33 protein-coding genes are annotated in these 20,090 nt (G+C 69.6%); 23 read left to right on the top strand and 10 right to left on the bottom strand.

Annotation, left to right across the window (positions count from 1 at the left end; translation table 11 throughout):
- Genes VNL12_RS04835 through VNL12_RS04810 form a run of 6 tightly spaced genes read right to left on the bottom strand, consistent with a single transcriptional unit; the run spans position 1 to position 6,049 of the window.
- Entirely contained in the window at positions 1–456 is a 456-nt protein-coding gene (locus VNL12_RS04835; RefSeq protein WP_325592034.1) for a hypothetical protein, read from the bottom strand.
- 9 nt (positions 457–465) lie between these two features.
- The gene (locus tag VNL12_RS04830; protein ID WP_325592033.1) at positions 466–1,392 is read right to left on the bottom strand and encodes a hypothetical protein; all 927 of its coding nucleotides are present in this window, start codon (positions 1,390–1,392) and stop codon (positions 466–468) included.
- A gap of 9 nt (positions 1,393–1,401) precedes the next feature.
- A complete protein-coding gene (locus VNL12_RS04825) occupies positions 1,402–3,573 on the bottom strand; it encodes a hypothetical protein (RefSeq protein WP_325592031.1) in 2,172 nt (723 codons plus the stop codon).
- Positions 3,570–3,821, bottom strand: coding sequence for a hypothetical protein (locus tag VNL12_RS04820; protein WP_325592029.1), 252 nt, complete (start codon positions 3,819–3,821; stop codon positions 3,570–3,572). Before VNL12_RS04820 ends, VNL12_RS04825 begins: the two co-directional genes overlap by 4 nt.
- The gene (locus tag VNL12_RS04815; protein WP_325592028.1) at positions 3,818–5,614 is read right to left on the bottom strand and encodes a terminase large subunit domain-containing protein; all 1,797 of its coding nucleotides are present in this window, start codon (positions 5,612–5,614) and stop codon (positions 3,818–3,820) included. The genes VNL12_RS04820 and VNL12_RS04815 overlap by 4 nt, the downstream gene beginning before the upstream one ends.
- Positions 5,615–5,623: 9 nt before the next feature.
- Positions 5,624–6,049, bottom strand: coding sequence for a hypothetical protein (locus VNL12_RS04810; protein ID WP_325592026.1), 426 nt, complete (start codon positions 6,047–6,049; stop codon positions 5,624–5,626).
- Between the two features lie 369 nt (positions 6,050–6,418).
- Here VNL12_RS04810 and VNL12_RS04805 point away from each other — a divergent pair, with 369 nt between their 5' ends.
- The 3 genes from VNL12_RS04805 (at position 6,419) to VNL12_RS21185 (ending at position 7,867) form a co-directional block, all read left to right on the top strand.
- Positions 6,419–6,571, top strand: coding sequence for a hypothetical protein (locus VNL12_RS04805; protein ID WP_325592024.1), 153 nt, complete (start codon positions 6,419–6,421; stop codon positions 6,569–6,571).
- A gap of 88 nt (positions 6,572–6,659) precedes the next feature.
- Positions 6,660–6,830 carry a hypothetical protein gene (locus VNL12_RS04800; RefSeq protein ID WP_325592022.1) on the top strand — a complete coding sequence of 57 codons (171 nt, stop codon included), beginning with the start codon at positions 6,660–6,662 and terminating at the stop codon, positions 6,828–6,830.
- A gap of 491 nt (positions 6,831–7,321) precedes the next feature.
- Complete coding sequence (locus VNL12_RS21185) at positions 7,322–7,867, top strand: HNH endonuclease (RefSeq protein ID WP_414654850.1); 546 nt, start codon at positions 7,322–7,324, stop codon at positions 7,865–7,867.
- On the opposite strand, the gene VNL12_RS04795 is transcribed toward VNL12_RS21185, so the two are convergent.
- Positions 7,864–8,379 (bottom strand): hypothetical protein, encoded by a 516-nt coding sequence (locus VNL12_RS04795; RefSeq protein ID WP_325592020.1) that lies wholly within the window; start codon positions 8,377–8,379, stop codon positions 7,864–7,866. The two genes, VNL12_RS21185 and VNL12_RS04795, sit on opposite strands and share 4 nt — an antisense overlap.
- Before the next feature lie 151 nt (positions 8,380–8,530).
- Between VNL12_RS04795 and VNL12_RS04790 the strand changes: the two genes are divergently transcribed.
- From VNL12_RS04790 to VNL12_RS04745, 10 genes are all read left to right on the top strand, one after another.
- Positions 8,531–8,800, top strand: a complete 270-nt coding sequence (locus tag VNL12_RS04790; protein ID WP_325592018.1) for a hypothetical protein — start codon at positions 8,531–8,533, stop codon at positions 8,798–8,800.
- 150 nt (positions 8,801–8,950) lie between these two features.
- The gene (locus tag VNL12_RS04785) at positions 8,951–9,331 is read left to right on the top strand and encodes an HNH endonuclease signature motif containing protein (protein WP_325592016.1); all 381 of its coding nucleotides are present in this window, start codon (positions 8,951–8,953) and stop codon (positions 9,329–9,331) included.
- Between the two features lie 116 nt (positions 9,332–9,447).
- Complete coding sequence (locus VNL12_RS04780; RefSeq protein ID WP_325592014.1) at positions 9,448–10,155, top strand: hypothetical protein; 708 nt, start codon at positions 9,448–9,450, stop codon at positions 10,153–10,155.
- Positions 10,156–10,259: 104 nt separating this feature from the next.
- Entirely contained in the window at positions 10,260–10,577 is a 318-nt protein-coding gene (locus VNL12_RS04775; protein WP_325592012.1) for a hypothetical protein, read from the top strand.
- A 1-nt stretch (position 10,578) separates the two neighbouring features.
- Positions 10,579–11,226 (top strand): hypothetical protein, encoded by a 648-nt coding sequence (locus tag VNL12_RS04770; protein ID WP_325592011.1) that lies wholly within the window; start codon positions 10,579–10,581, stop codon positions 11,224–11,226.
- On the top strand, positions 11,223–11,453 hold the full coding sequence (locus VNL12_RS04765; RefSeq protein ID WP_325592009.1) for a hypothetical protein: 231 nt from the start codon (positions 11,223–11,225) through the stop codon (positions 11,451–11,453). Before VNL12_RS04770 ends, VNL12_RS04765 begins: the two co-directional genes overlap by 4 nt.
- Entirely contained in the window at positions 11,450–11,806 is a 357-nt protein-coding gene (locus VNL12_RS04760; RefSeq protein ID WP_325592007.1) for a hypothetical protein, read from the top strand. The genes VNL12_RS04765 and VNL12_RS04760 overlap by 4 nt, the downstream gene beginning before the upstream one ends.
- Entirely contained in the window at positions 11,803–11,979 is a 177-nt protein-coding gene (locus VNL12_RS04755) for a hypothetical protein (RefSeq protein ID WP_325592005.1), read from the top strand. The genes VNL12_RS04760 and VNL12_RS04755 overlap by 4 nt, the downstream gene beginning before the upstream one ends.
- A 20-nt stretch (positions 11,980–11,999) precedes the next feature.
- On the top strand, positions 12,000–12,245 hold the full coding sequence (locus VNL12_RS04750) for a hypothetical protein (protein WP_325592003.1): 246 nt from the start codon (positions 12,000–12,002) through the stop codon (positions 12,243–12,245).
- 58 nt (positions 12,246–12,303) lie between these two features.
- On the top strand, positions 12,304–12,477 hold the full coding sequence (locus VNL12_RS04745; protein ID WP_325592001.1) for a hypothetical protein: 174 nt from the start codon (positions 12,304–12,306) through the stop codon (positions 12,475–12,477).
- Here the strand turns inward: VNL12_RS04745 and VNL12_RS04740 are convergent.
- The gene (locus VNL12_RS04740; protein WP_325591999.1) at positions 12,474–14,117 is read right to left on the bottom strand and encodes a recombinase family protein; all 1,644 of its coding nucleotides are present in this window, start codon (positions 14,115–14,117) and stop codon (positions 12,474–12,476) included. The genes VNL12_RS04745 and VNL12_RS04740 overlap by 4 nt on opposite strands.
- A gap of 107 nt (positions 14,118–14,224) precedes the next feature.
- Between VNL12_RS04740 and VNL12_RS04735 the strand changes: the two genes are divergently transcribed.
- Positions 14,225–14,389, top strand: coding sequence for a hypothetical protein (locus VNL12_RS04735; RefSeq protein ID WP_325591997.1), 165 nt, complete (start codon positions 14,225–14,227; stop codon positions 14,387–14,389).
- Here VNL12_RS04735 and VNL12_RS04730 read toward each other — a convergent pair.
- On the bottom strand, positions 14,386–14,637 hold the full coding sequence (locus tag VNL12_RS04730) for a hypothetical protein (RefSeq protein ID WP_325591995.1): 252 nt from the start codon (positions 14,635–14,637) through the stop codon (positions 14,386–14,388). The two genes, VNL12_RS04735 and VNL12_RS04730, sit on opposite strands and share 4 nt — an antisense overlap.
- 7 nt (positions 14,638–14,644) lie before the next feature.
- Positions 14,645–14,998 carry a helix-turn-helix transcriptional regulator gene (locus VNL12_RS04725; protein ID WP_325591993.1) on the bottom strand — a complete coding sequence of 118 codons (354 nt, stop codon included), beginning with the start codon at positions 14,996–14,998 and terminating at the stop codon, positions 14,645–14,647.
- A gap of 50 nt (positions 14,999–15,048) precedes the next feature.
- Here VNL12_RS04725 and VNL12_RS04720 point away from each other — a divergent pair, with 50 nt between their 5' ends.
- From VNL12_RS04720 to VNL12_RS04680, 9 genes are all read left to right on the top strand, one after another.
- Positions 15,049–15,300 carry a helix-turn-helix transcriptional regulator gene (locus VNL12_RS04720; RefSeq protein WP_325591991.1) on the top strand — a complete coding sequence of 84 codons (252 nt, stop codon included), beginning with the start codon at positions 15,049–15,051 and terminating at the stop codon, positions 15,298–15,300.
- Positions 15,301–15,344: 44 nt separating this feature from the next.
- Positions 15,345–15,731 (top strand): hypothetical protein, encoded by a 387-nt coding sequence (locus tag VNL12_RS04715; RefSeq protein ID WP_325591989.1) that lies wholly within the window; start codon positions 15,345–15,347, stop codon positions 15,729–15,731.
- A gap of 466 nt (positions 15,732–16,197) precedes the next feature.
- Entirely contained in the window at positions 16,198–16,554 is a 357-nt protein-coding gene (locus VNL12_RS04710) for a hypothetical protein (RefSeq protein WP_325591987.1), read from the top strand.
- A gap of 48 nt (positions 16,555–16,602) precedes the next feature.
- Positions 16,603–16,986, top strand: a complete 384-nt coding sequence (locus VNL12_RS04705) for a hypothetical protein (RefSeq protein WP_325591985.1) — start codon at positions 16,603–16,605, stop codon at positions 16,984–16,986.
- A gap of 87 nt (positions 16,987–17,073) precedes the next feature.
- Complete coding sequence (locus VNL12_RS04700) at positions 17,074–18,357, top strand: hypothetical protein (RefSeq protein ID WP_325591983.1); 1,284 nt, start codon at positions 17,074–17,076, stop codon at positions 18,355–18,357.
- 51 nt (positions 18,358–18,408) lie between these two features.
- Positions 18,409–19,188 (top strand): helix-turn-helix domain-containing protein, encoded by a 780-nt coding sequence (locus VNL12_RS04695; RefSeq protein WP_325591981.1) that lies wholly within the window; start codon positions 18,409–18,411, stop codon positions 19,186–19,188.
- A complete protein-coding gene (locus tag VNL12_RS04690) occupies positions 19,185–19,718 on the top strand; it encodes a hypothetical protein (RefSeq protein ID WP_325591979.1) in 534 nt (177 codons plus the stop codon). Before VNL12_RS04695 ends, VNL12_RS04690 begins: the two co-directional genes overlap by 4 nt.
- Entirely contained in the window at positions 19,715–19,900 is a 186-nt protein-coding gene (locus VNL12_RS04685; RefSeq protein WP_325591977.1) for a hypothetical protein, read from the top strand. Before VNL12_RS04690 ends, VNL12_RS04685 begins: the two co-directional genes overlap by 4 nt.
- The coding region (locus VNL12_RS04680; RefSeq protein ID WP_325591975.1) for a hypothetical protein at positions 19,897–20,090 on the top strand (194 nt) is incomplete at its 3' end. The genes VNL12_RS04685 and VNL12_RS04680, both read left to right, overlap by 4 nt.

The following is a 20,090-nucleotide window of genomic DNA, read 5'->3' as shown; positions in this document are numbered from 1 at the left end:
CTAGCCCCAGCGGATCGTGGAGACGCGGGAGGTCGGGTTGACGCCCCGCTGCGACGCGCTCAGCCGGTTGTACCCGTCCGCGATGCCCCCGCCTAAATACTGTTTCAGGTAGTCGCGGTACGCCAGCTCGGGGTTGTTCTGCCACGCCGCCTGGTAGCCCGCCTGCGTCCGGCCGTACTGCCCCTGCGCGTAGCGGTCGCGGGCGCTGTCCCCGCCGAGACCCTGCGTCGCCAGGTACCGCTCGAAGTCGGCGCGGGGCAGGTCGACGCCCTTGACCGCCGACGTGTCGTACCAGTTCCGATCCCCGCCGTAGCTGTTGCGGGGGTCGAAGTAGGGCGACGGCGCGGGCTGCGCTTGCCGGGGCGGGGTCTGCCAGGCGCTCGCCATCCCGCTCGGCGCCTTGGGGGCCGCGCCCGCGCCGCCGAGCCAGTCGTTCATGCGGAAGGGAGTCGCCACGGGAACCTCCTAGAAGAGCTGGCCGCCGTTGACCTGGAGCCAGTTGGCGAAGCTCCGGTTGCCGCCCCCGACGCCGCCCTCGCCCCGCGCCGAGTTGGCGATGTAGTCGCGCCCCTGCTGCTGGAGCTCGTTCGCCACCGCCCGCTGCATGAGCGGGTTGGACCCGCCGTAGGCGGCTTGGGCAAGGGCGCTTACGGTTTGGACCTGCTGCTCGGGCGTGCCCGCCATCAGCGACTCCATGGCCGACCCCTTCGGGGCGTCCAAGAGGTTCTTCAGCATCACCTCCTGGTTGGGCAACCTCCCACCGGGGGTGGCACTGTTCGTGATAAGGGAGTTGACGTAGTTGATCGAGTCCCCGTCCTGCATGCTCTGGCGACCCTGGTCGCCGTTCATCAGCATGTTGACGAAGTTGTACATGTCGGCGTTCTCGGACATGAGGTCCACGAGGCCCCCGCCGTTGCCGATCCCCATCCCCTTCAGGCTGTCCTGAACCAGCACCTCCGGGTTGCTGTAGAGCATGCTCATGAAGTCGGACCCCGGTGCGTACCGGCTGGCGAACCCATCCACCGCGTCGGTCTGCCCGCCGCCCGTGGCCCGCTCGGCCGCCGCCATCATCCCCCCCCAGCCGGTCGTCGGCGCGCCGACGACGGGGGGCGCGGGGCGCGGCGGGGCGGCGGCGAACGCGCCCGCCATGGTGGCCGCGGGACCCGCCGCGCCCGCCCCACCCGTGCTGGGGGAGCCGAAAACCGAGCCCCCACCCTTGCCAGCCCAGCGGTCCTGGAACGGAGACTGGACCGTCGCCGTACCCTTGGCTTTGGTGCCGACGCCGGTCGAGCCACCCCCGGAGCGGTCCGCCCCGGCGCCCCTCTCGCCTTTGCTCTTCTTGCGGGGCTTGATGTAGTCCTTGTACCGAGAGCTGGACATAAAGTCGGGCATGGGGTCCTCCTACGGTCCTGCGACCTCGAACGGAAGCATCGGGGGATGGGGACCCGTCGGCCCCTGCGGGCCGCCCTGCTGGCCGGACACGCTGCCGGGGCCTTGGCCCAATGCCGCGTAGCTTATCCCACCGGACGCCCCCGGCGTCACCGGGTTCGCTCCGGGCGTCATTCCGGGCGGCATGCCGGGTGGAGGCGCGCCCATGCCGGGGGGTGGCGGCTGCCCGCCCATGGCCGCCATCGGGTCGGGCGGGGGTGGCTGCTGGATCTCCATCCACTTGTCCAGCAGCACCTCGTACATGGCCCGCTCGCGGGGGTCCGTCGCCTCCTCCAGGCTGCGCGCGAGCTGCATCGGGATGATGACCAGCTTGCGGAACTGCTCGTCCTCCGCCGTCGCCGACAGCGCCATCTCCTCCTGCCACTCGGCCTGGACCCGGTCGTAGTCCCCGATCCCCAACATCTCGGCCCCGCGCCGCTTCGTGATGATCCCGAGCTGGTTGCCCATCTGGATCGCCGTCAGGATCGGGACCATCTCGGCCGAGCGCACCCGCGTCAGCTTCACTGTCACATCCGGGCCGATGGCGTCGATCAGCTCCGGCGTCACCTCCCGCCCGAGGTCGCTGTTGCCACTGGGAGCGCTCACCGCCACCAGGAAGGGTCGTTCCTCCCCCTCCGAGAAGCGCGACAGGTGGCCGACGTTGCGCCACAGCCGGATCTGCTGCGTCAGCACCCGCGAGCGGTACAGCTCCATCGTCCGTATCCAGCCGGCCGTCTTATCCATCCCCCCCTCGGTGATGGTCGACATGGCCGTGCCCGACACGTTGCTCTGCTGGTTCGCCCCGCCCATCTGCGGCGGCAGCCCGCCCGTCAGCCGGTCGGTGTTCAGCAGCCCCATCAGCATCTGAAGGTCGAGCGCCGACGTGTTCGTCGGCATAGGCGAAATCGCCTCTCCCTCCAAGAGTTCCGTAATCCCGCCTTTCCGCCAGTCAATCTCGGGCAATCCACCGGGGGCGTTCGCGGCCTCGTTCGAGCGCGTCATAACGACCGGGGGCGCGTCGTTCTTCTTGAGCTGCGTCAGCACCCGCGCCGCGATGGCCTCCGTCTGGTCGTGGCGCTCCCGCTGGGACCAGATCGACGAGGTCGACTTGTACCCCATGTCGGCGTCGTCGGGCAGCCCTTCGCGCCAGCCATCCGCGTCGCCTCCGCCGGACGTATCCCCCAGACCGGCGTCCATGGCCCAGGGCTCGCCGCCGGGTCCACGCTGGACGACGTAGGGCACCTCCCCGAGCGCGTGCTTCTTGACCTCCATCAGCACGATGCCGTCGTCGATGGTGATGGACCGCCACCACTCGTCCCAATACTCCGTGACCGTCACCATCGTGTCGTCGGTGTCGCGCCCGTTGCCGCGCGTGTTCGCCCACCGCGCCCGGTCCTGCTTGGACGGCTCGCCCCAATCCCCCACGGCGTCGGCGTAGGTGGTCCGATATTTCCGGTAGAGCTTGATGAGGCCGCGCTCCCCGCCGAAGACGGGGTAGACGGTCATCGGGTTGACGAGCTTGTGACTGATCGGATAGCCCTCGTCATCCAGGTTCGGCAAGTTGCGCGACACGACCTCGCCGCAGACGGTCAGCAGCTTCCACTCCGCCATCGCCAGGTACATGTCGCCGCCGTCGACCCAGCGGCTCTCCGCCTCCTCCCGCAGGAAGCGCCCGAAATCCTCCAGCGTCTGCCCGTGGATGCGGTCCTCGCGGCGCCGGACGGACTTCGTGTAGAACGGGTCGATGTTCGCCCCGAACGAGCACAGCAGGTTCCAGTCGTCCACCAGCTCCGAGCTGGTCCACGGGTCCTGATCGCCCAGTTCGCGGGCCTCCAGGTCGCTCTCGAAGACGCCCTTGATGTGGAGGCGAAGCCGGTTCGCCGTCTCCATCTGCATCGCCAGCCGGTTGACGTGCCGCCGCTCCTGGGCGATGGCGTCGGCCGTGATCCGCTCGGGGTCGGGCTTCTTCGGCAGCCGGGTCGGGTCGAACCCCGGCTTGTAGCGCGGCTCGAACTTCTTCGTGCGCTTGCCCAGCAACTCCTCCAGGAGCGCCGGGTCGAACCCCAGGTCCAGCTCCGGTGCGGCCTGGAAGGGCGTCATCGGCCCCTGGGGCATCGGCATCGCCGGTGGCATCATGTCGATCATTCGTCAGTCGCCTTCACGAGATGGATGTACCGCTCAACCTGCTCACGGTCGGACGCCTTCTCCGCATCGGTGAGATCGGCATAGGGCGTCCGGATCTGACGGTTCCAATGTTGGACGCTCGCCGCAGGAATCGTGAGCGACCCGTCATCGTTCTCGGCGCACAGCGAGTGCATGTACCGTTGCCAGTCGGCCCACCGTTCGTGCTCAATGGCAGCCAACTGCTCGATCAGGTCGTTCGTCTCGATCATCGGGTGGCCCTCAGACGGGTTCCGCGGTAGGCGGCGGGGCGGGCGTAGGTCGGGAGCATGGCCGGGTCGGTTCGGGCGTTGCGGCGTGCCTCGCGGGCACCGATGGCCCCGTGCAGCTCGGTCCGGTACTTGAGGTGCGCCGCCAGGTACTCCAGGGCGCTGACGAAGTGCGTGCTCCAGTCGCGGATCGGGCCGCGGGCGTCGGTGGTCCGCTCGCGCCCGTCGTTGCGCTGAAACCGGTTCTGCTGCAAGGCCGACAGCACGTCCGAGGCGCCGGGGGTGTCCGCGAACCGCAGCCGGGGCAGCAGCCAGCGCAGCGCGTCCCGCCGCCCCTTGAACGTCCGGAACGCCATCTTCGAGGCCGTGGTCTTGCCCGCCGCGTCGCGGTCCCGGTTGACATAGATGCCGAACGGCTCCCGCGCGAGCACCCCGTAGAACGTGTCCAGCGACGCGCCCATCTGGTTGTCGCCGTAGGTGTCGCCGTAGTACGTCGCCTTGGGCAGCATCCCGGTCCAGGACATCAGGTCAAGGTCCGCCTGGGTGTAGTCCCACTCGCCGGACATCATCTGACCCGTCAGGATGGTCCCGTAGAAGTCGGCGGGCTTGCGCCGGTTCTGGTAGCCGTCGAGCACGTCGTAGTAGCCCGTGGCGGGGTCGTGCGCCACCCAGATCAGGGCCGTCTCGTCGGCCATGCCGGGGTCGATGGCGACGTACAGCGGCGAGCCCATCCGGTAGGACAGCGCCGTCGTCGTCCCCATGTCCACCGCCATCGGGTAGACGTAGGTGTCACCCTGGGTTGCCCGGTGGTCACGCAGGATCTCCTGCGCGAACAGGTCCGGGCGGGCCTCGTAGCGCACCTTCTGACGGTCGTACCAAGCGTCGTCGTGGAACGGGCTCTCCCACCAGTCCACCGTGAACAGCGACGGGTGGTGGTCCATCGCCTTCCCCGAGTGCAGCTCGTAGAAGTCCGGCCCCTCCTCCATCGACTCCGTGCTGGCCGCGAACCGGTGCTCGGTCGTGTCCGCCGTCCCCATCCACACGTTCAGGAAGTCCGGGATGATCGCGGCCTCGTCGAAGAACGCGAACGTCGCCCGGTCGCCCCGCCCCGCGTTCGTGTTCGTCGACTCGCCCCCCAGCACGTTCCCGTTGGCCGGGTTCTCCAGGTACAGGCTCTGGCGGTGCTTCTGGTGGTTGTACCCCGACGGCCGCAGCCACTCCGGCAGGTACTCGATCACCTTGTCGATCTTCCAGAAGAGGCTCTTCGGCTGCTTGGAGTCGACGAACTCCTCCTTGCGGCTCAGCAGCAGCCCGTTGAACGGCGTCTTGAACAGCCAGCCGTGGACCGCCCACCCGCAGAAGGTCCAGGTCGCCCCCACGTCGCGGCACTTGCTCACCACGCCGTCGGCAGACGCCCCGTCCTGGATCATCACCCACTCGACCCAGTCCAGCAGCTCCACCTGGCGGGCGAACGGTATCCACGGGTTGTACCCGCCGCGCCCGCCCCGCGTCCGCGGCTCGTAGATCGTGCCCCACATCGCCAGGAAGTAGGGGGCCGAGCGCCGGCATCGCTCCCGCTCCAGCTCCGCCGCCGCCGGGTTCTGCCGGCATGCCTCCGCCCGCTCGACCCGCGCCAGCCGCACCGCCCGCACCCACGCCACGAACGCCGCCTGCTTGGCGGCCCGCTCGGGGTCATCGGGGCCGAGGGGCGCGGGCGGAACCTCGCTCAGGTCGACCCGCTCGATCCCCCCGTCATCCGTCTCAACGATGCGGTGGAGCCCCGGTATCCGGGCCATGGGCGCTCCCTAGACGCTCGCGCCGGCGCGGCGCCGGAACGTCGCGGTGATCTGCAAGCCCGCCAGCGCCGTGGCCGCCGAGGCCCCGAAGGACACCGCCAGCACGTCGCCGTCCACGAACTGCCGGGCGCTGACCCCCGCCGTGGTCGTCAGGAGCGTTAGCGCGCGGGTGATCCCCGCCACCTGGGTCGCGTCGATGCCGACCGCTTGCAGCTCGATCACCGTCGCCGAGGCCGCCGCGTTCGCCAGCGCCGTCGTGCCCGCCTTGATCTTGCGGAACGTGATGGTCGTCGCGATGGACGCGAGCACCTCGTACCGCAGCTCGATGGACTCCAGGAAGAGCGGGCCGCCCTGGACGACGAACAGCGCCCGGCTGGTCGGGGCGGTGGGGAGGTTCGCGGGGACGTAGAGGCGCATGCCGCCGCCGATTGCCATAGGAGTCTGCCTTTCGGGGTTCGCGTCGGACGACGACCCCAATCGGGTACGCCCGTGGCGTCATCGTAGCACGCTGCGAGCGTACGACCGGGCGGGTGTATGATGGATGGGCGCCTGTGCGGGTGTAGACTATGGGGGCGCCGGTCGCGACCGGTATGCTCCTCATGGCGAGGAAGGGGGGGACTCCGGGACCCCAAAGCCCTCCCCCCCGGCCACGGAGCATCACCCTGCCATGAGGGACCACACCATGAGCTTCAGCGTCATTGACTGGGCGGTGTTCGACTGATGGACGGGTCGACGTTCTCGATCAAGGTGCAGCCGGGTCGATCCGATGGGGAGGCCGTGTTCCGGCATGAGCCGGGTGGACGCATGACGGTCGGTCCCGACCCCGATGGCGGGGAGTGGCGGGCTCCGGAACCCACCGAAGTGATCGAGCTGCCGGCTCGGGGGGTCGGGCGGCGGGTCATCGTGCGCTACGCGGAGGAGAATCCGTGGACGGCGGACGGGGCGGTGTTCGACTGATGGACTTCCCCAGGGTGCTACGATGAGGGCCGGCCGGGAAGCACTCCCGCCGGCCCTCTGCACGTCTGCGCCCTGCCAAGAGGTGAGCATGCCGTCCAAGCCTAGCACGCCTCGCCCGCCAGACGTCCGGCGTTGCGACCACGACATCATCCTCGTGGCCTGGCGCACGTTCGTCGCCCCGCCGGTCCCCGGCTTCGTGGTGTCCGAGCGTTGGTGTCGCCGCTGCGCCCAGTTCCTGCCCCCGGCCCCCGTCGACTGACCCGCGAGCGACCACCCGAAGAAGTACCGGACTCCCCACAGCGCCCTCTCCTCACCCCGAGAGTGGGCGATAGCCGTGACCGCACGGCGACGGGGGGAATGAGGGGGGCTTCCACACTGCCGTCGGCCCGTACGAACGGGATGGGATCGTCGTTTCCCGGTTTAGACTGGCTCCGCGACCCGGTCACTTGCAGACTGGGGTGGAGTAGCTCCCACCGGCTGGGTCCGTTTCGGGTGAGACCCGGTGACTGCCGAAGAGGCTAGACCGGGTCTCACCGCGTCTGGAATGTTTCACGGGGACGGAGGGTGGGACTCCACCCATCCCTCTCAGTCCACTCGCTCCGCTAATGTGTGGGGGCAGAAGGGGGTGTACCGCACAGACCAGAGTAAGGGCAGAGGGTAGGTGTTAGGGGGGGAGGGGGGGGTGGTAGACTGGGCTGAGGCTGAGTAACGACAGCCAACGACAGCGGCACAGCAGCGCGAGGTAGCCTGATGCAGACGAAGCCAGTGCCGATGCTCACCCTCGACCAGGTCGCCAGGTTCTGGGCCAAGGTGGATACGTCGGGTGGGGTAGACGCCTGCCACCCGTGGACCGGGCAACGGATGACGCGGGGTGGTGGGCTACACACAGACACACCGTCATCCCCTGATCCGCTCATCAGCGTCCACGCACCAGGTGGTAGGCAGGATGGATACGGGGTAGTCGAGATCGCGGGCTCACGGATGCGTGCGCATCGGGTGGCCTACACCCTGACGTGCGGACCCATCCCGGATGGGCTCACCATCGACCACGTGAAGGCGCGAGGGTGCCGGCTCCGCTCATGCTGCAACGTGCGTCATCTAGAGCCCGTGACGACGCAGGTCAATACGCTGCGTGGTGATGGACCCAGCGCTATCCACGCTCGCAAGACCGCCTGCGTCCACGGACACGACCTGACGCCCGAGAACACCTGGATCAGCAAGCGAGGCTATCGGTACTGCCGGACGTGCAACCGTCACCGCGTGGCGGCCCACAAGCGACGCCACGCGGTCGCCTAACCCCGCCGCGCCATCCTCGCCTCATCCTTCCGCATCCGGGTCGTCTCCCGTTGTTTCAGCTCCAGCTCGGCCAGCGCCGTGTCGTCGAGGCCGGTGAGATCGCCGATGGCGGCGAGGATGGCGCGTGGGGCGTCCACCTCGCCCAGCCCGCCGCGGGTCCCGACCGGGGAGAAGCCGCCGCGGTCCAGGAGCGCGACCGCGGCCTGGGTGCGGATCTTCGGGTCCACCTCCTCATCCCCCAACACCTGGCGGAGATAGGCGGCGGCCTCAGCGGTGCCCATGGCGACCGTCTGTTGGGTGCGGAGGCGGAGATCCGGGGCGATGGCGTGCAGCTCCCGATCCGCCCGTTGGTTCCACCCGAAGCGCTTGACCCAGTCGTAGAGCGTGTCGAGCGGGGGGAACTCCTGGCCGTTCACCAGCTCCGCCCACTCCGGAGAGCGCGCCGCCTGTGGGACGCGATGCACCTTCCGGTCCGCCACGAAGGCCCAGAGCTGGTAGGCCAGCTCCCGCACCGCCTCTGGGTATCGCTCCCGTGCCACCGGTCCCCGTGTCTCTCCCATCATATCGCGATGATACGATATGGCATAGTTTGGGCACAGAGAGGAGGAGGCCGCGAGGCCCGATGACCGCTCGTCGCGTTTCGCACACCAAGGAGACCGCACCGTGTCGACAACCAAGAACCAGCCCATGAGCGCCGCCGACCTCACCACCGTCATGGCCCGCCAGCAAGAGACCGAGGCCGTCTCGACCGACCAGACAGACGGCCCCAAGACCGACCCGACCGCCTCCCACGGCGCCAACCTGGACGGCGCCGCCGAGACCGAGGGCACCGCCGTCGAGGAAGCCAACCGCCAAGCCGCCCTGTCCCCTCGTGATATTGATAAGCTAACGGTGCCCACCCCGCACGTCCTCCCGGAGCGCGAGGAGCCCTAGCCCTCGTCATCCCCACACACCCACGACCAGGCCGGCAGCTCACCCTGCCGGCCTTCCGCATGCCTGTATCGTCGATACTTAGCCCAACCAAAGAGAGTGGCCGAGCGGTGCGTCAACACCCCCGGCCGTGGCCCATCAGGAGGACCTGACGTGCGTACCAATCCTATCCCAACCCTCACACCTCGGCAAATCGAACGTTTCTGGTCCTCGCTCGACACGACCACGCATCCCGGTGGGTGCTGGTTTCGGCGAGGGACCACCAACCTCGCCGCCTACGCCAAAGCCTTCGGCCACGGTGCGCACTGCATCGCGTACACCCTCGCTCACGGACCGATCCCCGAGGGGCACATCATCGACCACCGCTGCCGCAACAAGGCGTGCCGCAACCCCGCGCACCTCGAAGCCATTACCAAGCACCAGAACAGCAGCCGCTACTGGTGCATCTACTACACCGGCGAGGCGCACCCCTCGCAGTTCCCCCTCACCGAGACCGAGCGGCAATCTGCGAGAAGATCCCCTCGTACCCCTTGACATCCCGACCACTGACGTAGTAGTATATACAGGTCGTCAGGGAATGGACCTGACACGGAGCGGCCGGGTAGGGACTCTCACCTCCCACCCCGGCCAGGTAGCCCCAGGAGGCCACCATGACCAACGTTACCACGCTCTCCACCAGCGCCGACTACGGCACCTTCGCGTTCTGGTCCGGCATCGCCCCCACCCTCAAGGACCGGACCCTCGTCTGCGATGCGATGGGGTTCCGCCACCTGGTCGCCACCAGCGACGACGCCGACAACCGAGTCCGCGCGTATCTCGCCGAGCTGGTCAGCCGCGAGGCTGCCTACCAGGCCGGAGACACCAGCGTCCGGTACCACAGCTCCCGCGCCGACTGCATCGCCTTCCTCACCGCGGAGGGCATCGCCATCGAGCCCGCACCCGTCCCCACCAAGACCCACGCCGTCGTCGAGACGTTCAACGACTGCACCATCGTCACCATGGCCGGCACCGAGGCCGCGTGCCGCGCCGAGATCGACTGGTGCGAGGACTACACCCGCCGCCACGGAACCAGCAGCCGCACCCGCACCGTCGCCACGGTCGAGGAGGCCGGCGTGGTCGGTTGCCCCCACTGCCCGGCCGGATTCGCCAAGGTCGAGCACGTCCACTGCCGCACCTGCGCCGGGGAGGTCAACACCGACGAAGCCGCCATGACCGCGTACGCCGCGGCCCGCGATCGGATGCGCATCGCCCAAGCACAGGAGGAGTACAAGGCCGCCGAGTACGGCCGCGAGTGGGATGTCCTCCTCGACGGCGACGACATCGACCCCCGTTGGCTGCCCGACGGGAGCGACTGCTAGCACGCACCGACTCGCCCCGCGCACGCGGCCCCGGTTGACGACCGGAGCGAGTCACCGCCAAGGGACGGACCCGAGGCCAGCGCCCACCAGATAGGAGCCCGCCAATGGCGATCAACTACATGACCTACCACCGGCCGGATGACACCGCCAAGGTTGCGGCCATCGCGGCATCCATGGCCGCCGACGGATGGATTGGTTCGCCGGTCGTCGTCGACGGCGAGCAGGCGCTGACCGGCGCGCACCGCCTCGCGGCCGCGGCCGTCGCCGAGATCGAGGTCGAGACGGTCGAGCTGCGAGACCTCTTCGAGGAGGCCGGCCTCGACCTCGACGAAGTCGCCGCGACGTGCGACTGGGACCTGGCCGACATCGTCAGCCAGCTTCCCTCCTCGGTCAAGGCCGAGTACGGGATCGACCTCCACTAGCGTGGTCGACCGCCCCCCGATCACCCCGGCCGACGCCGTCCGGCTCTACCGCGAGGGCGTGAGCCTCGCGGAGATGCAGCGTCGGTACGCCACGAGCTCCCCAACGCTGCGGCGCTACCTGGCCGAGGCGGGGATCACGCGCGAGCGCTCCACAACGGGGCGGCCGGTGAAGGCGCTGCCGATGGCCGACGTGATCGCCGACTACCGCGCCGGGATGTCCGTCGAGCGGATCGGCCGCACGTACGGCATATCCCACATGGCGCTACGCGCCCGCCTCGCGGAGGCCGGAGAGACGCTCGTCCCGCGACCAACTGCCAACCAGCGCCGCGACGTGACGGCCGAGGTGGTTGCGGGCTTGCGCCGCGAGGGGCGCTCACGGGCTCAGATCGCGACCGCGCTGGGCGTCTCGCTCAACACGGTCAATAGTCGTCTGGCCGAGGCCGGGATGCCGACGAGCGAGCAACCCCACCGTCTGCCCCGCAGACGCCCGACGGACCGGCCCTACCTCGTCGACGCCCTCGTGACCTATCGCGTGTTCGCGGCCGACGAGGCGGAGGCGACGATACGGGCGAAAGCCATCCTGGAGACAAGCAAGATCGACATCGTACAGGCGACCGTCCACCGGACCAGTGAGGAGCCCACCCCATGACCGACACCCTGACCCCCGAGGAAGAAGCGTACGTCGCCGCCTACGTCGCCAACCACCGCGCAAACGAGACCCTGCGCGAGGCCGTCCACGCCATCGAGACCGACCGCGGCGCCCACTTCTCGCAACATCCCCACCCGTCCACCCGCGCCGCCGCGCAACGCCGGATCACCGCCCTGTCCGAGCTGGCCCACCGCACCATGTACCCCCGAGCGGAGCCCACCCGATGACGCGCCAAGAACTCCGCGCCGCCCGGATCGCCCTCGGCCTCACGCAAAAGACCATGGCGGACCTCCTCCAGGTCACGCACCGCCACATGGAACAGATGGAGTCCGCCCGCCCGATCACGCCGCCCCACCACGCAGCCGCCGTCGCCGCCATGCTGAGCGACCCATCCCACCCCGCCCGCGCCGTCGCCCTGCACCGCCTGCGCGTCAGCATCGAGGAGGCCCACAGACGCGCCACAGCGGCCATAGGAGCGATGGAGGCCGACCCGATGGGCACGCACGCCGTGACCGCCCTCGATGTCGTCACGGCCCGCCTGGACGATGTTGCCTACGAAATGGAGGCGGTGGCCCCATGACCGACCGCATCGGCACCGCCGACTGCCCGTACGCCTCGGAGATGCTCTGCGACGATGGCGCCTGCCCAGCCTGCGATGCCGCCACCGACGCGTACGACGCCTTCCTCGTCTGGGAGGAGCAGCAGCCCCGGCCGCCCTACGTCCCGCCCGGACCCGACGAGCCGCCCTTCTAGCCGCGACGATGGGAGCAGCCATGACCGCCTTCGAGCCAGTCAACCACGCCACCTACCGATCCATGCGGGCGAAGGGACCACAGCTTGCCGCCATGACCACCGATGACCACCTGCGGGCCGCGCTGTCCAGGGTGCTGGAAGAGTACGCGGCCATGGAGCGCCAATACTGGAAGTCGCTAGGCCGATTGGAAGCCATACGGGAGACCATCGCCATGATCGACGCAGAGAACCTCGACCCCACCGAGGGACCACCTCTCCCCAAGTGATAGGTTAGTCGGTCGTACCTTTCTCAAAAGCCCCCGTACCTACCACCAAGGAGCCACCATGGAGCCGAACGACCTCGCCGAGTTGATCGAGCAACACCACACCGACCTCGCCCGCATCCGCGCGGCCATCCACGCCGACCCCAGGTACTCCACCGTGACCCAGCTCATCGAAAGCGCCGAACAGGACCTCGTCAACGCGATCTACCGATGCACACGCATCACCACCGACTAGACCGCCACCGAGACGGGGGAGGGCACGAACGCCGACGCCTCCCCCGTCCACGTCCAGCACACCGTCCGCCCGTCGTACACCGCCACCGCCAGCCCCTCGACCAGCCCCCGCCGCCCGTCATCCGACAGCAGCGGCAGCAGCGCCCGCGCCTCCCCGAGGTGCGCCGCCATCGCCGTGAACCGCCCCGCGTCCGGAGCCGCCGGCAGCGCCACCGCCTCGCCCTCCAGCCGGAGCCGCTCGACCGCCGCCGCGTCCCGCACCCGGACGTAGGCAGAGCGCGCCGCGTCGTCGCCCTCCTCGACGTAGAGCGACCGCGCCCGCTCGACCCGCTGCCCGAGCCGTACGAGTGCCCGGGCGATCTCGCCCCGCCGATCCCGCGCCACAGCCCCGCCCGCCTCGGCCTCGGCCCACGCCACTGCCTCGGCCAGCGTCCGCACCCCCCCCAGGTCCCGGACCAGGCACGCGAACGCCGCCGCCTCCAGCTTCCCCGCCGCCACCGTCCGACCCGGACACGCGCACCGGCCCCCGGCGGTCGTCTGCGACCGGCACCAGAACCGCGTACCCTGCCGGTCCGCGTGCCACACCGCGTACATCCGCGCGCCGCACCCGTGCTCGACCAGCCCGTCCAGCCAACTGGCCCCCTTCTTCCCGCCCCGCGTCCGCGCCTCGCGGGAGAGCCGCGCCTGGACCCGGTCGTAGAGTTCGCCCCCCACGATCCGGTACTCCTCGCGAACCCGTCCCGTCTCGGCCCCACCGAACGCCACCCGCCCCGCGTACAGTCCCCGCCCCAGCAGCCCCGAGACCGTGTCGAGCGTCCACGCCGACCCCCGCGCCGTCGCCACCCCCCGCCGGTTGAGGTCGACCGAGATCGACCACCGCGTCTCCCCGCCGTCGTAGCGCCCGAACACCTCCCGGATGACCGCCGCCTGGTCCTCCCGCACGGAGAAATCCCCGTGCGGCCGCTCGTGGATCGTCCCGTCCGAGCGCGCCACCACCTGCACACCCGCCCGCCCGTACCCGTACGGCGGCCGTCCCCCCTGCACCCCCCGCGCCGCCCGCCCCCGGTACACGTCCCGCATCCGCTCCGCGAGCTGCCGCCGGAAGTCCTCGTTCACCGCCCCGAAGATCCCCCGCACGAGGTCCGAGTTGGGTTCGCTGATCGACACCACCGCCGAGCCTTCGAGCCGCACCGCCCGGACAATCGTCTCCTGGTGCAGCAGGTCCCGCGCCAACCGGTCGAACTTGTAGATAACGAAGTCCACGTCCGGGGCCGCCTGCGCCCGCATCGCGTCGAACCCCGCCCGCAGCGGCGCCGCCCCCGAGACCGCGTGCTCCACGATGGGCGGCCGCACCCCCCGGTACACCTCCGGCTTCGACGCCACCCACCGCCGGATCGCGTCGAGCTGGGTTTCCAGACTCAGGCTGGACTCCGCCGTCTCGCCGAACAGTTGAGCCGACTGCCGGATCACGGGAACCGCCCACTTCCTCGGCTCGTCACCCGTTGCCATCAGCGCGCCCGTTCTGTACGCTCGGGACGTACGTCCTCCCCGCGTAGCCCGAACGGCGGCTTGACAGCCCGTCATATGCGTCGTGTACCCTGCCTGCACGGATCGACACAACACCACCGGCGTGCCGGCCATCCTCCCGCCCGAGCTGCCCCGGTACCGGGCGCGGGCCGACGACGGAGCCATATGTGGACACGCCGCCCATCGCTTGGTCTGCCTCGCTGCTCGTCACACGCTGCCAGTTGAACCGCAGCCCGTCCCTCGTCTCGGCGATGGTGAGCCTCCTCTGCGACGACGACGCCTGCCAGCTCACCGTCATCGGCCCCCGAGGCAGGGAGTCCGTCGTCCCGCTCAGCCGCGACACCGCCCAGCGGCTCGACGCCGCCCTCACCGACGCCGGCGGCTAGCGCGCCACCTGCGTGGACAGGTCGTCGACGGTCTCCCAGAGGTCGTCGATCTCCCGCTCCAGGTCATCGATGCGGTCGTACAGCCGCCGCTCGTCGTCGTCCGCGACCCTCGCGTCATTCGTCGCGTTCAGTTCCTCCCACGGGTCCTCCATCGTCGGGAACGGCGTGCGGAACGCCGAGCGCGCCCCGCTCGAATCCGTCGACCGGCCGGCGCCGACCAGAACCAACACCACCACCACGGCGACCAACCACCACCTACGCATCGTCTGGCGCTCCCTCGATCATGCGCTCCAAGGCGCCCTCCATGAACCACACCAGATCGGGGGTCCACCTCACCCGGTCGACCAGCGCGTGCAGCCGTCGACGCGGGTCGTCCACCGCCAACTCACCCACCTCGACACGATGACCCGCCATCGCGAGCAAATCATCGTGCGGCACGTGGAAGTAGTCGGCCACCAGGTCGAGCGACGCAGGCGTCGGCTGCTTGCCCTGCAACCACCGGCTCACCACCCCAGGGTGCTTGCCGATGGCACGGGCAAACTCCGCCTGCGACTCGTCCCGTCGCGTCAGTTGCCGCCGGAGCCAGGCGGAGAAGGGCTCGCTCGTCATGGACATCACACTACTTGACAACGTTGTATGCGTGCGCATACAATACCAACATGGAAGCGACGACCTACCGAGCCACCCACCTTCGAGACGTGATGGACAACCGCGGCATCCGGCACACCTGGGTCGCCCGCGAGTCCGGCATCGGCAAGGCGCTGTTCGGTCATTACGTGAACCGACGCCGACCCGTGCCGGCCGAGCGAGCCCGTCGGATCGCGGCCGTCCTCGGCGTCCCCCTTTTTTTGCTGTTCGAATCGCTCACGAACGACACTTCGTCACCCGCGAGCGACGACCAGGCAGCATGACCGCCGGACGGACCGGCGGCGGCAGCGACGACAGGAGGCCCCCGATGATCGACCCGCACCCCGCCAGCGACGCCCACCGCGACACCATGATCGACGCGATCCTGGCCGAGCACTACGACGCGACCTGCTGGATCATCGAGGACACCCGCGAGGCCCCCGCCGCCGTCCGCCAGTCCGCCGCCGAGACCGCCCGCAAGCTGGCCGACCTCCTCCCCGCGTGCGACGGCCTCGGCGCCTTCATCGCCCGCCACCACAAGCTCACCGCCGCCCTCCGCGAGGACCAGACGTACCACGGCTGCCACGAGGGAACACTCGACCAGCTCGGCTGGCCCCACACCGTCCAGGCCATCCGCAAGATCGACCGCGACGCCGCCGTCGCCACCATGGTCGCCGCGCTCACGTCCGGCCGAACCGCCCGCGTGGCTGCCTGATGGGAACCGTCCGCTACCTGTTCGAGGTCGTGGCGTGGTGCTGCGCCTGGTCCATCGTCGCCTCGTGGCTGTACGTGGCCGTGGTGCTGCTGACATGACACCCGCCCCCCTGCTACTCCCGCCCGTCCGGAGGCGCCGCCCGAGCGCGACGCCCACCGCTCGACCCTGCGACGTCTGCGGCTCCACGCCCGACCGCTTCTCCCCCGCGCGCGGGGCGTTCTGCCCGAGATGCCGACGAACCATCGACACCATCGCCGTCCACGCCTTCCGCCCGGTCGCCCGATGACGGTCGGGACTTTCGTACTTCCCCATATACGTAGGTATAGCAGGACTGTACGTACACGTCAAGCGGGGAGGAGACCGCCATGAGGTGAGATCCAACGGACACGACGAAGGCCGCAGGGTGACGGACACCCCACGGCCTGACGGACCCGCTGCTACCAGACCCGAGAGGAGTCTACACCCCATGCTCCACCTGCGGAACCCCCTCACCGACCGCATCACCATCGCCGAGCACAACGACGCCATCAAGCGCCGCAACGTGGCCCGCCTGTTCGGCGGCGACCGCCCGACGCCCATCCGCGTCCTCCGCACCGAGGCCCCCTACGACCGGCTGCCCCCCGGCTGCCCGGCCGACCGCGTCCTCGCGCACGAATGCCACCGGACCGCCGAGATGGTCCGGGAGCGCATCGCCGTCCTCGACAAGGCCATCGACGCCGCCATCGAGGCCGACGTCCACGAGACGGAGGTCGACGCCCACCTGGCCGCCCTCGTCGCCCTCCAGGCCCTCGCCATCGCCGCCGAGCACCTGACCCCCCGCTAGCCGAGCGCGGGGCGGACCGCCGCCCCGCCACCCCCAGGAGGACCCGACGTGCCCGACCAGCCGCCGCCCCCCAGCTTCGAGAGCGCCCACGACCTCGCCGCCTACTGGAAGACGAACCCGGACGGCGTCGCCGCCGCTCCCCAGACGACGTGGGACGTGGCCGAACTGCTCGCCGCCGCACCGAGCCCCAGCGCCTCCACCGTCATCCCCGACGACGGCGGCGCCAGCTTCCCGAGCGACCACGCCGCCAAGCCGTTCGGCGTCGTCGAGACCCGGTCCGGGGGGTTCGTCGTCACCACGCACGCCACCGGACGGATCATCGGGAACCCGCGCTGGACCCGCCAGACCGCCGAGGCCCACGCCGCCGTCCTGAACGAGCCGACCGCTGACCGCCCGCCCGTCGCCCCCGCCACGAAGAGACCCACCCGATGACCGACCACGCGCTCGCCGACGAGTTCGGCATCTCCATGCAGCACGCCCACGCCATCGTCCGAAATCACCGTTGGAAGGGACACGCACATGCTAACTAGCAACGCCGTCGCCACTGTCGAGAAGTCAAGCCCGGCCGCGATCATGTCCGAGGTCATCACCAAGGGCGACTTGAAGCTGCTCACCGACGATCAACGAACTCGCTACTACATCGAGGTCTGCGAATCGGTCGGCCTCAACCCCCTCACCCAGCCCTTTTCGTACCTCATCCTCAACGGCAAGATGGTGCTGTACGCCAACAAAGGCTGCACCGACCAACTCCGCGGAATCCGGGGCGTCAGCATCACCCGCGCCGACCGCGAGACCACGTCCGACGGCCTGCACATCGTCACCGCATTCGCCCAAGACGCCGTCGGCAGGCTCGACACCGACATGGGTGCCGTCTCGATCAAGGGACTCAGCGGCGAGGCCCTCAGCAACGCCTACATGAAGGCGCTCACCAAGGCCAAGCGCCGCGTCACCCTCTCCATCTGCGGGCTGGGCATGCTCGACGAGTCGGAGGTCGACAGCATCCCGAGCGCCCGCCGCGTCCGCCCGGAGGAGCTGGGTGCGACCGTCGACGTGCGCGAGGATGGCGCGGTCGAGATCGAAGGTCTGGACTCCGAAGCACGCCCCGCGTCGTTCCGGAGCGAGGGATGGCAGGAGGTCCGCCCTGGCGACCTCGCAGACGTGATGGCCCAAGACGCCCGAAACACCGCAAACAGGCAGCAGAACGCGCTACAGCGCGCCACAGCCCCATCCTCGTCCGTCATGGCCCGCGTCCACGCCGAGGCGAACCAGGCCGGGCTGTCCCACGACGACCTCCATGACCTCGCCGCCCTGGCCTGGGACGTCGCCAGCCTAAAGGACCTCGACGCCGACCAGCTCGCCCTCCTGGGCGACGCCCTCGCGGGGCTCACCCCCGCCGCTGTCGACACCCTCCGCCGCCTCGTCAACGAGGAGCCGATGGTCGTCGCCGAGGCCCTGACCAGCCACCGGCTCGGCGGCCACGCCAAGCAACTCGCCGCCGCCGCCTACAAGCGGGCCGAGGCGAGCTGGCCCGACCGCCGCGTCGCCTGGGACGCCTTCTACGACGACGCCCGCGACCACGTGGTCTTCGACGCCGCGAGCTTCAAGAAGGTCCTGAAGGTCCGCCTCCCCGACGACCCCGCCGACGCCCGCCGGATGGTCGAGGACTGGATCGAGGAGCAGATCGCCGCCGAGGCCCCCGACGACGTGGACCCCGAGACGGGGGAGATCAGCGAGCAACCCGCCCTGATCGAGGCCACCGCCACGGTCAAGCCCGCCCGCCGCATCGCCGGCATGGACAACTAGACGGCAATGGAGCGGGCGTATGCGACGACCAACCGACCGGCCCTTCGTCTCGTGAGCGAGGAGGAGCAGGCCACCTACGACGGTCAGCCGGTCCGCCGCCCGTTCGTCATGGTCGACCGCGCCGTTGGGGAGACCATCCTGGCAACGCTCGGGGGGACGTGCTTCGGCATCTGGTGGCACCTGCTGCGCCGTTCCAAGGACGGACGGTGCCATCCCTCCCTGGACGACATCGCCGAGTCGTGCCACCTGAGCCGCAAGCACGTCACCCGCTGCCTCGACCAACTGGAAGAGGGGGGCTTCATAACCCGGAAGCGGCGAGCGAACAGCCACAACATGTCCGTGAACACCGAATACCAGATAGCCGTAACGCCTAACAAGCGTGGCTGTGACATAGGTGTGGACATAGGTGTGGACATAGGTCACGTCCAAATGTCACACGAACTAGAACCTAACAAGATTACAAGAGAGGGTCCCCCTACGTCCTCCCTTCGGTCGGACGTAGACCCCCCGCCCGAGAAGAAGCCGAGGCCGGCGTTGCGGTTGATTCCCGACGACTGGGAGCCAACAGCCACGGCCATCGAGGCGGCAGCCGAGAAGCACGGCATGACCCTGGACGAGATCGCCGCCAAGACCGAGCGGTTCCGGGACTGGGCTGCCAGCAACGGCCACCGCAAAGCCGACTGGGATGCCACCTGGCGCAACTTCATGGCCCCGTCGCGCTTCGACCCGCCGAAGCCCCGCGCATCACCCAACGGCCAGAAGCCGACCCACATGGACCGACTGGCCGAGTACTCGGCCTATGCCGCCGCCACCCAGGAGGATCAGTCATGACCATCGACGAGACCAAGGCGCACATCGTCCGTACCCTCATCGGCCTCTATCCCAACTCCGACAAGATCGGCAAAGGCTCCGAGGTTGGCTACCACCTGGCCCTCGAAGACCTGGCCGCCGAGCTGTTCACCCGCGACATCTGGCGGGCCATCCTCACCCAGCACCCGACGTTCCCGCCCAACCCCGGCGAGCTGCGGGCGTTCGTGAAGAACGTCACAAGCACCGCCCTCGGCTGGGAACAAGCGTGGTATTTGGCGATGCGCGAGGTCCGCCGCACCGGGGCTGAGTTGTGGTACGGCCCGCCCGTCTTCCCCGACGACGCCACTGCCGCCGCCGTCCGAGCCGTCGGATGGGCGGCCATGTGTGCCGCCCCGGACCCGAGGGGCGGCGGCAGTGCCAAGGACCTCGGATTCTTGCAGGCTCGCTTCCGAGATGCCTACGAAGCCGCCGTCGAGCGTCACCGCCGCGACGACATCGCCGCCGCCCTGACCGCGTCCGCTCGACCGGCGCTGGCAGAGGTGGGGTCGTGATCCTGTTCATCCGCAAGTGCCGAACGGACGAGCGCATCTGCGACGTGATCGACCACGAAGGCAGGCTGGTCGCAATGTTCTACGACGAGGATCACGCCCGTCGCTTCGTTGCACTGATGACCGGCATTGCGGCCAACGCGGTCGCCGTGGAGCAACGCATCTCCGCCGAGGTAGTGGCATGAGTCTGCCGCTGCCCGCCGCCCTCACACCACCCACCACGCCCCGCACCGCCGAGGCCGTCGCCGAGGTCATGGACCTGGCCGCCGAGCACGCCGCCCTCAATCCGGTCAAGGCCAAGATGCTCCGCCACGAGGTCCGCCTGCTCACCACCGGCAAGCAGCGCTGGATGGCGACCGTCGCCCACCCTGCCGA

The sequence above is a fragment of the Iamia sp. genome, assembly GCF_035575815.1.
Classification (GTDB): Bacteria; Actinomycetota; Acidimicrobiia; order Acidimicrobiales; family Iamiaceae; genus Iamia.
Note: the sequence above shows the minus strand (reverse complement) of the source record. Positions and strands in the feature narration are given on the sequence as shown.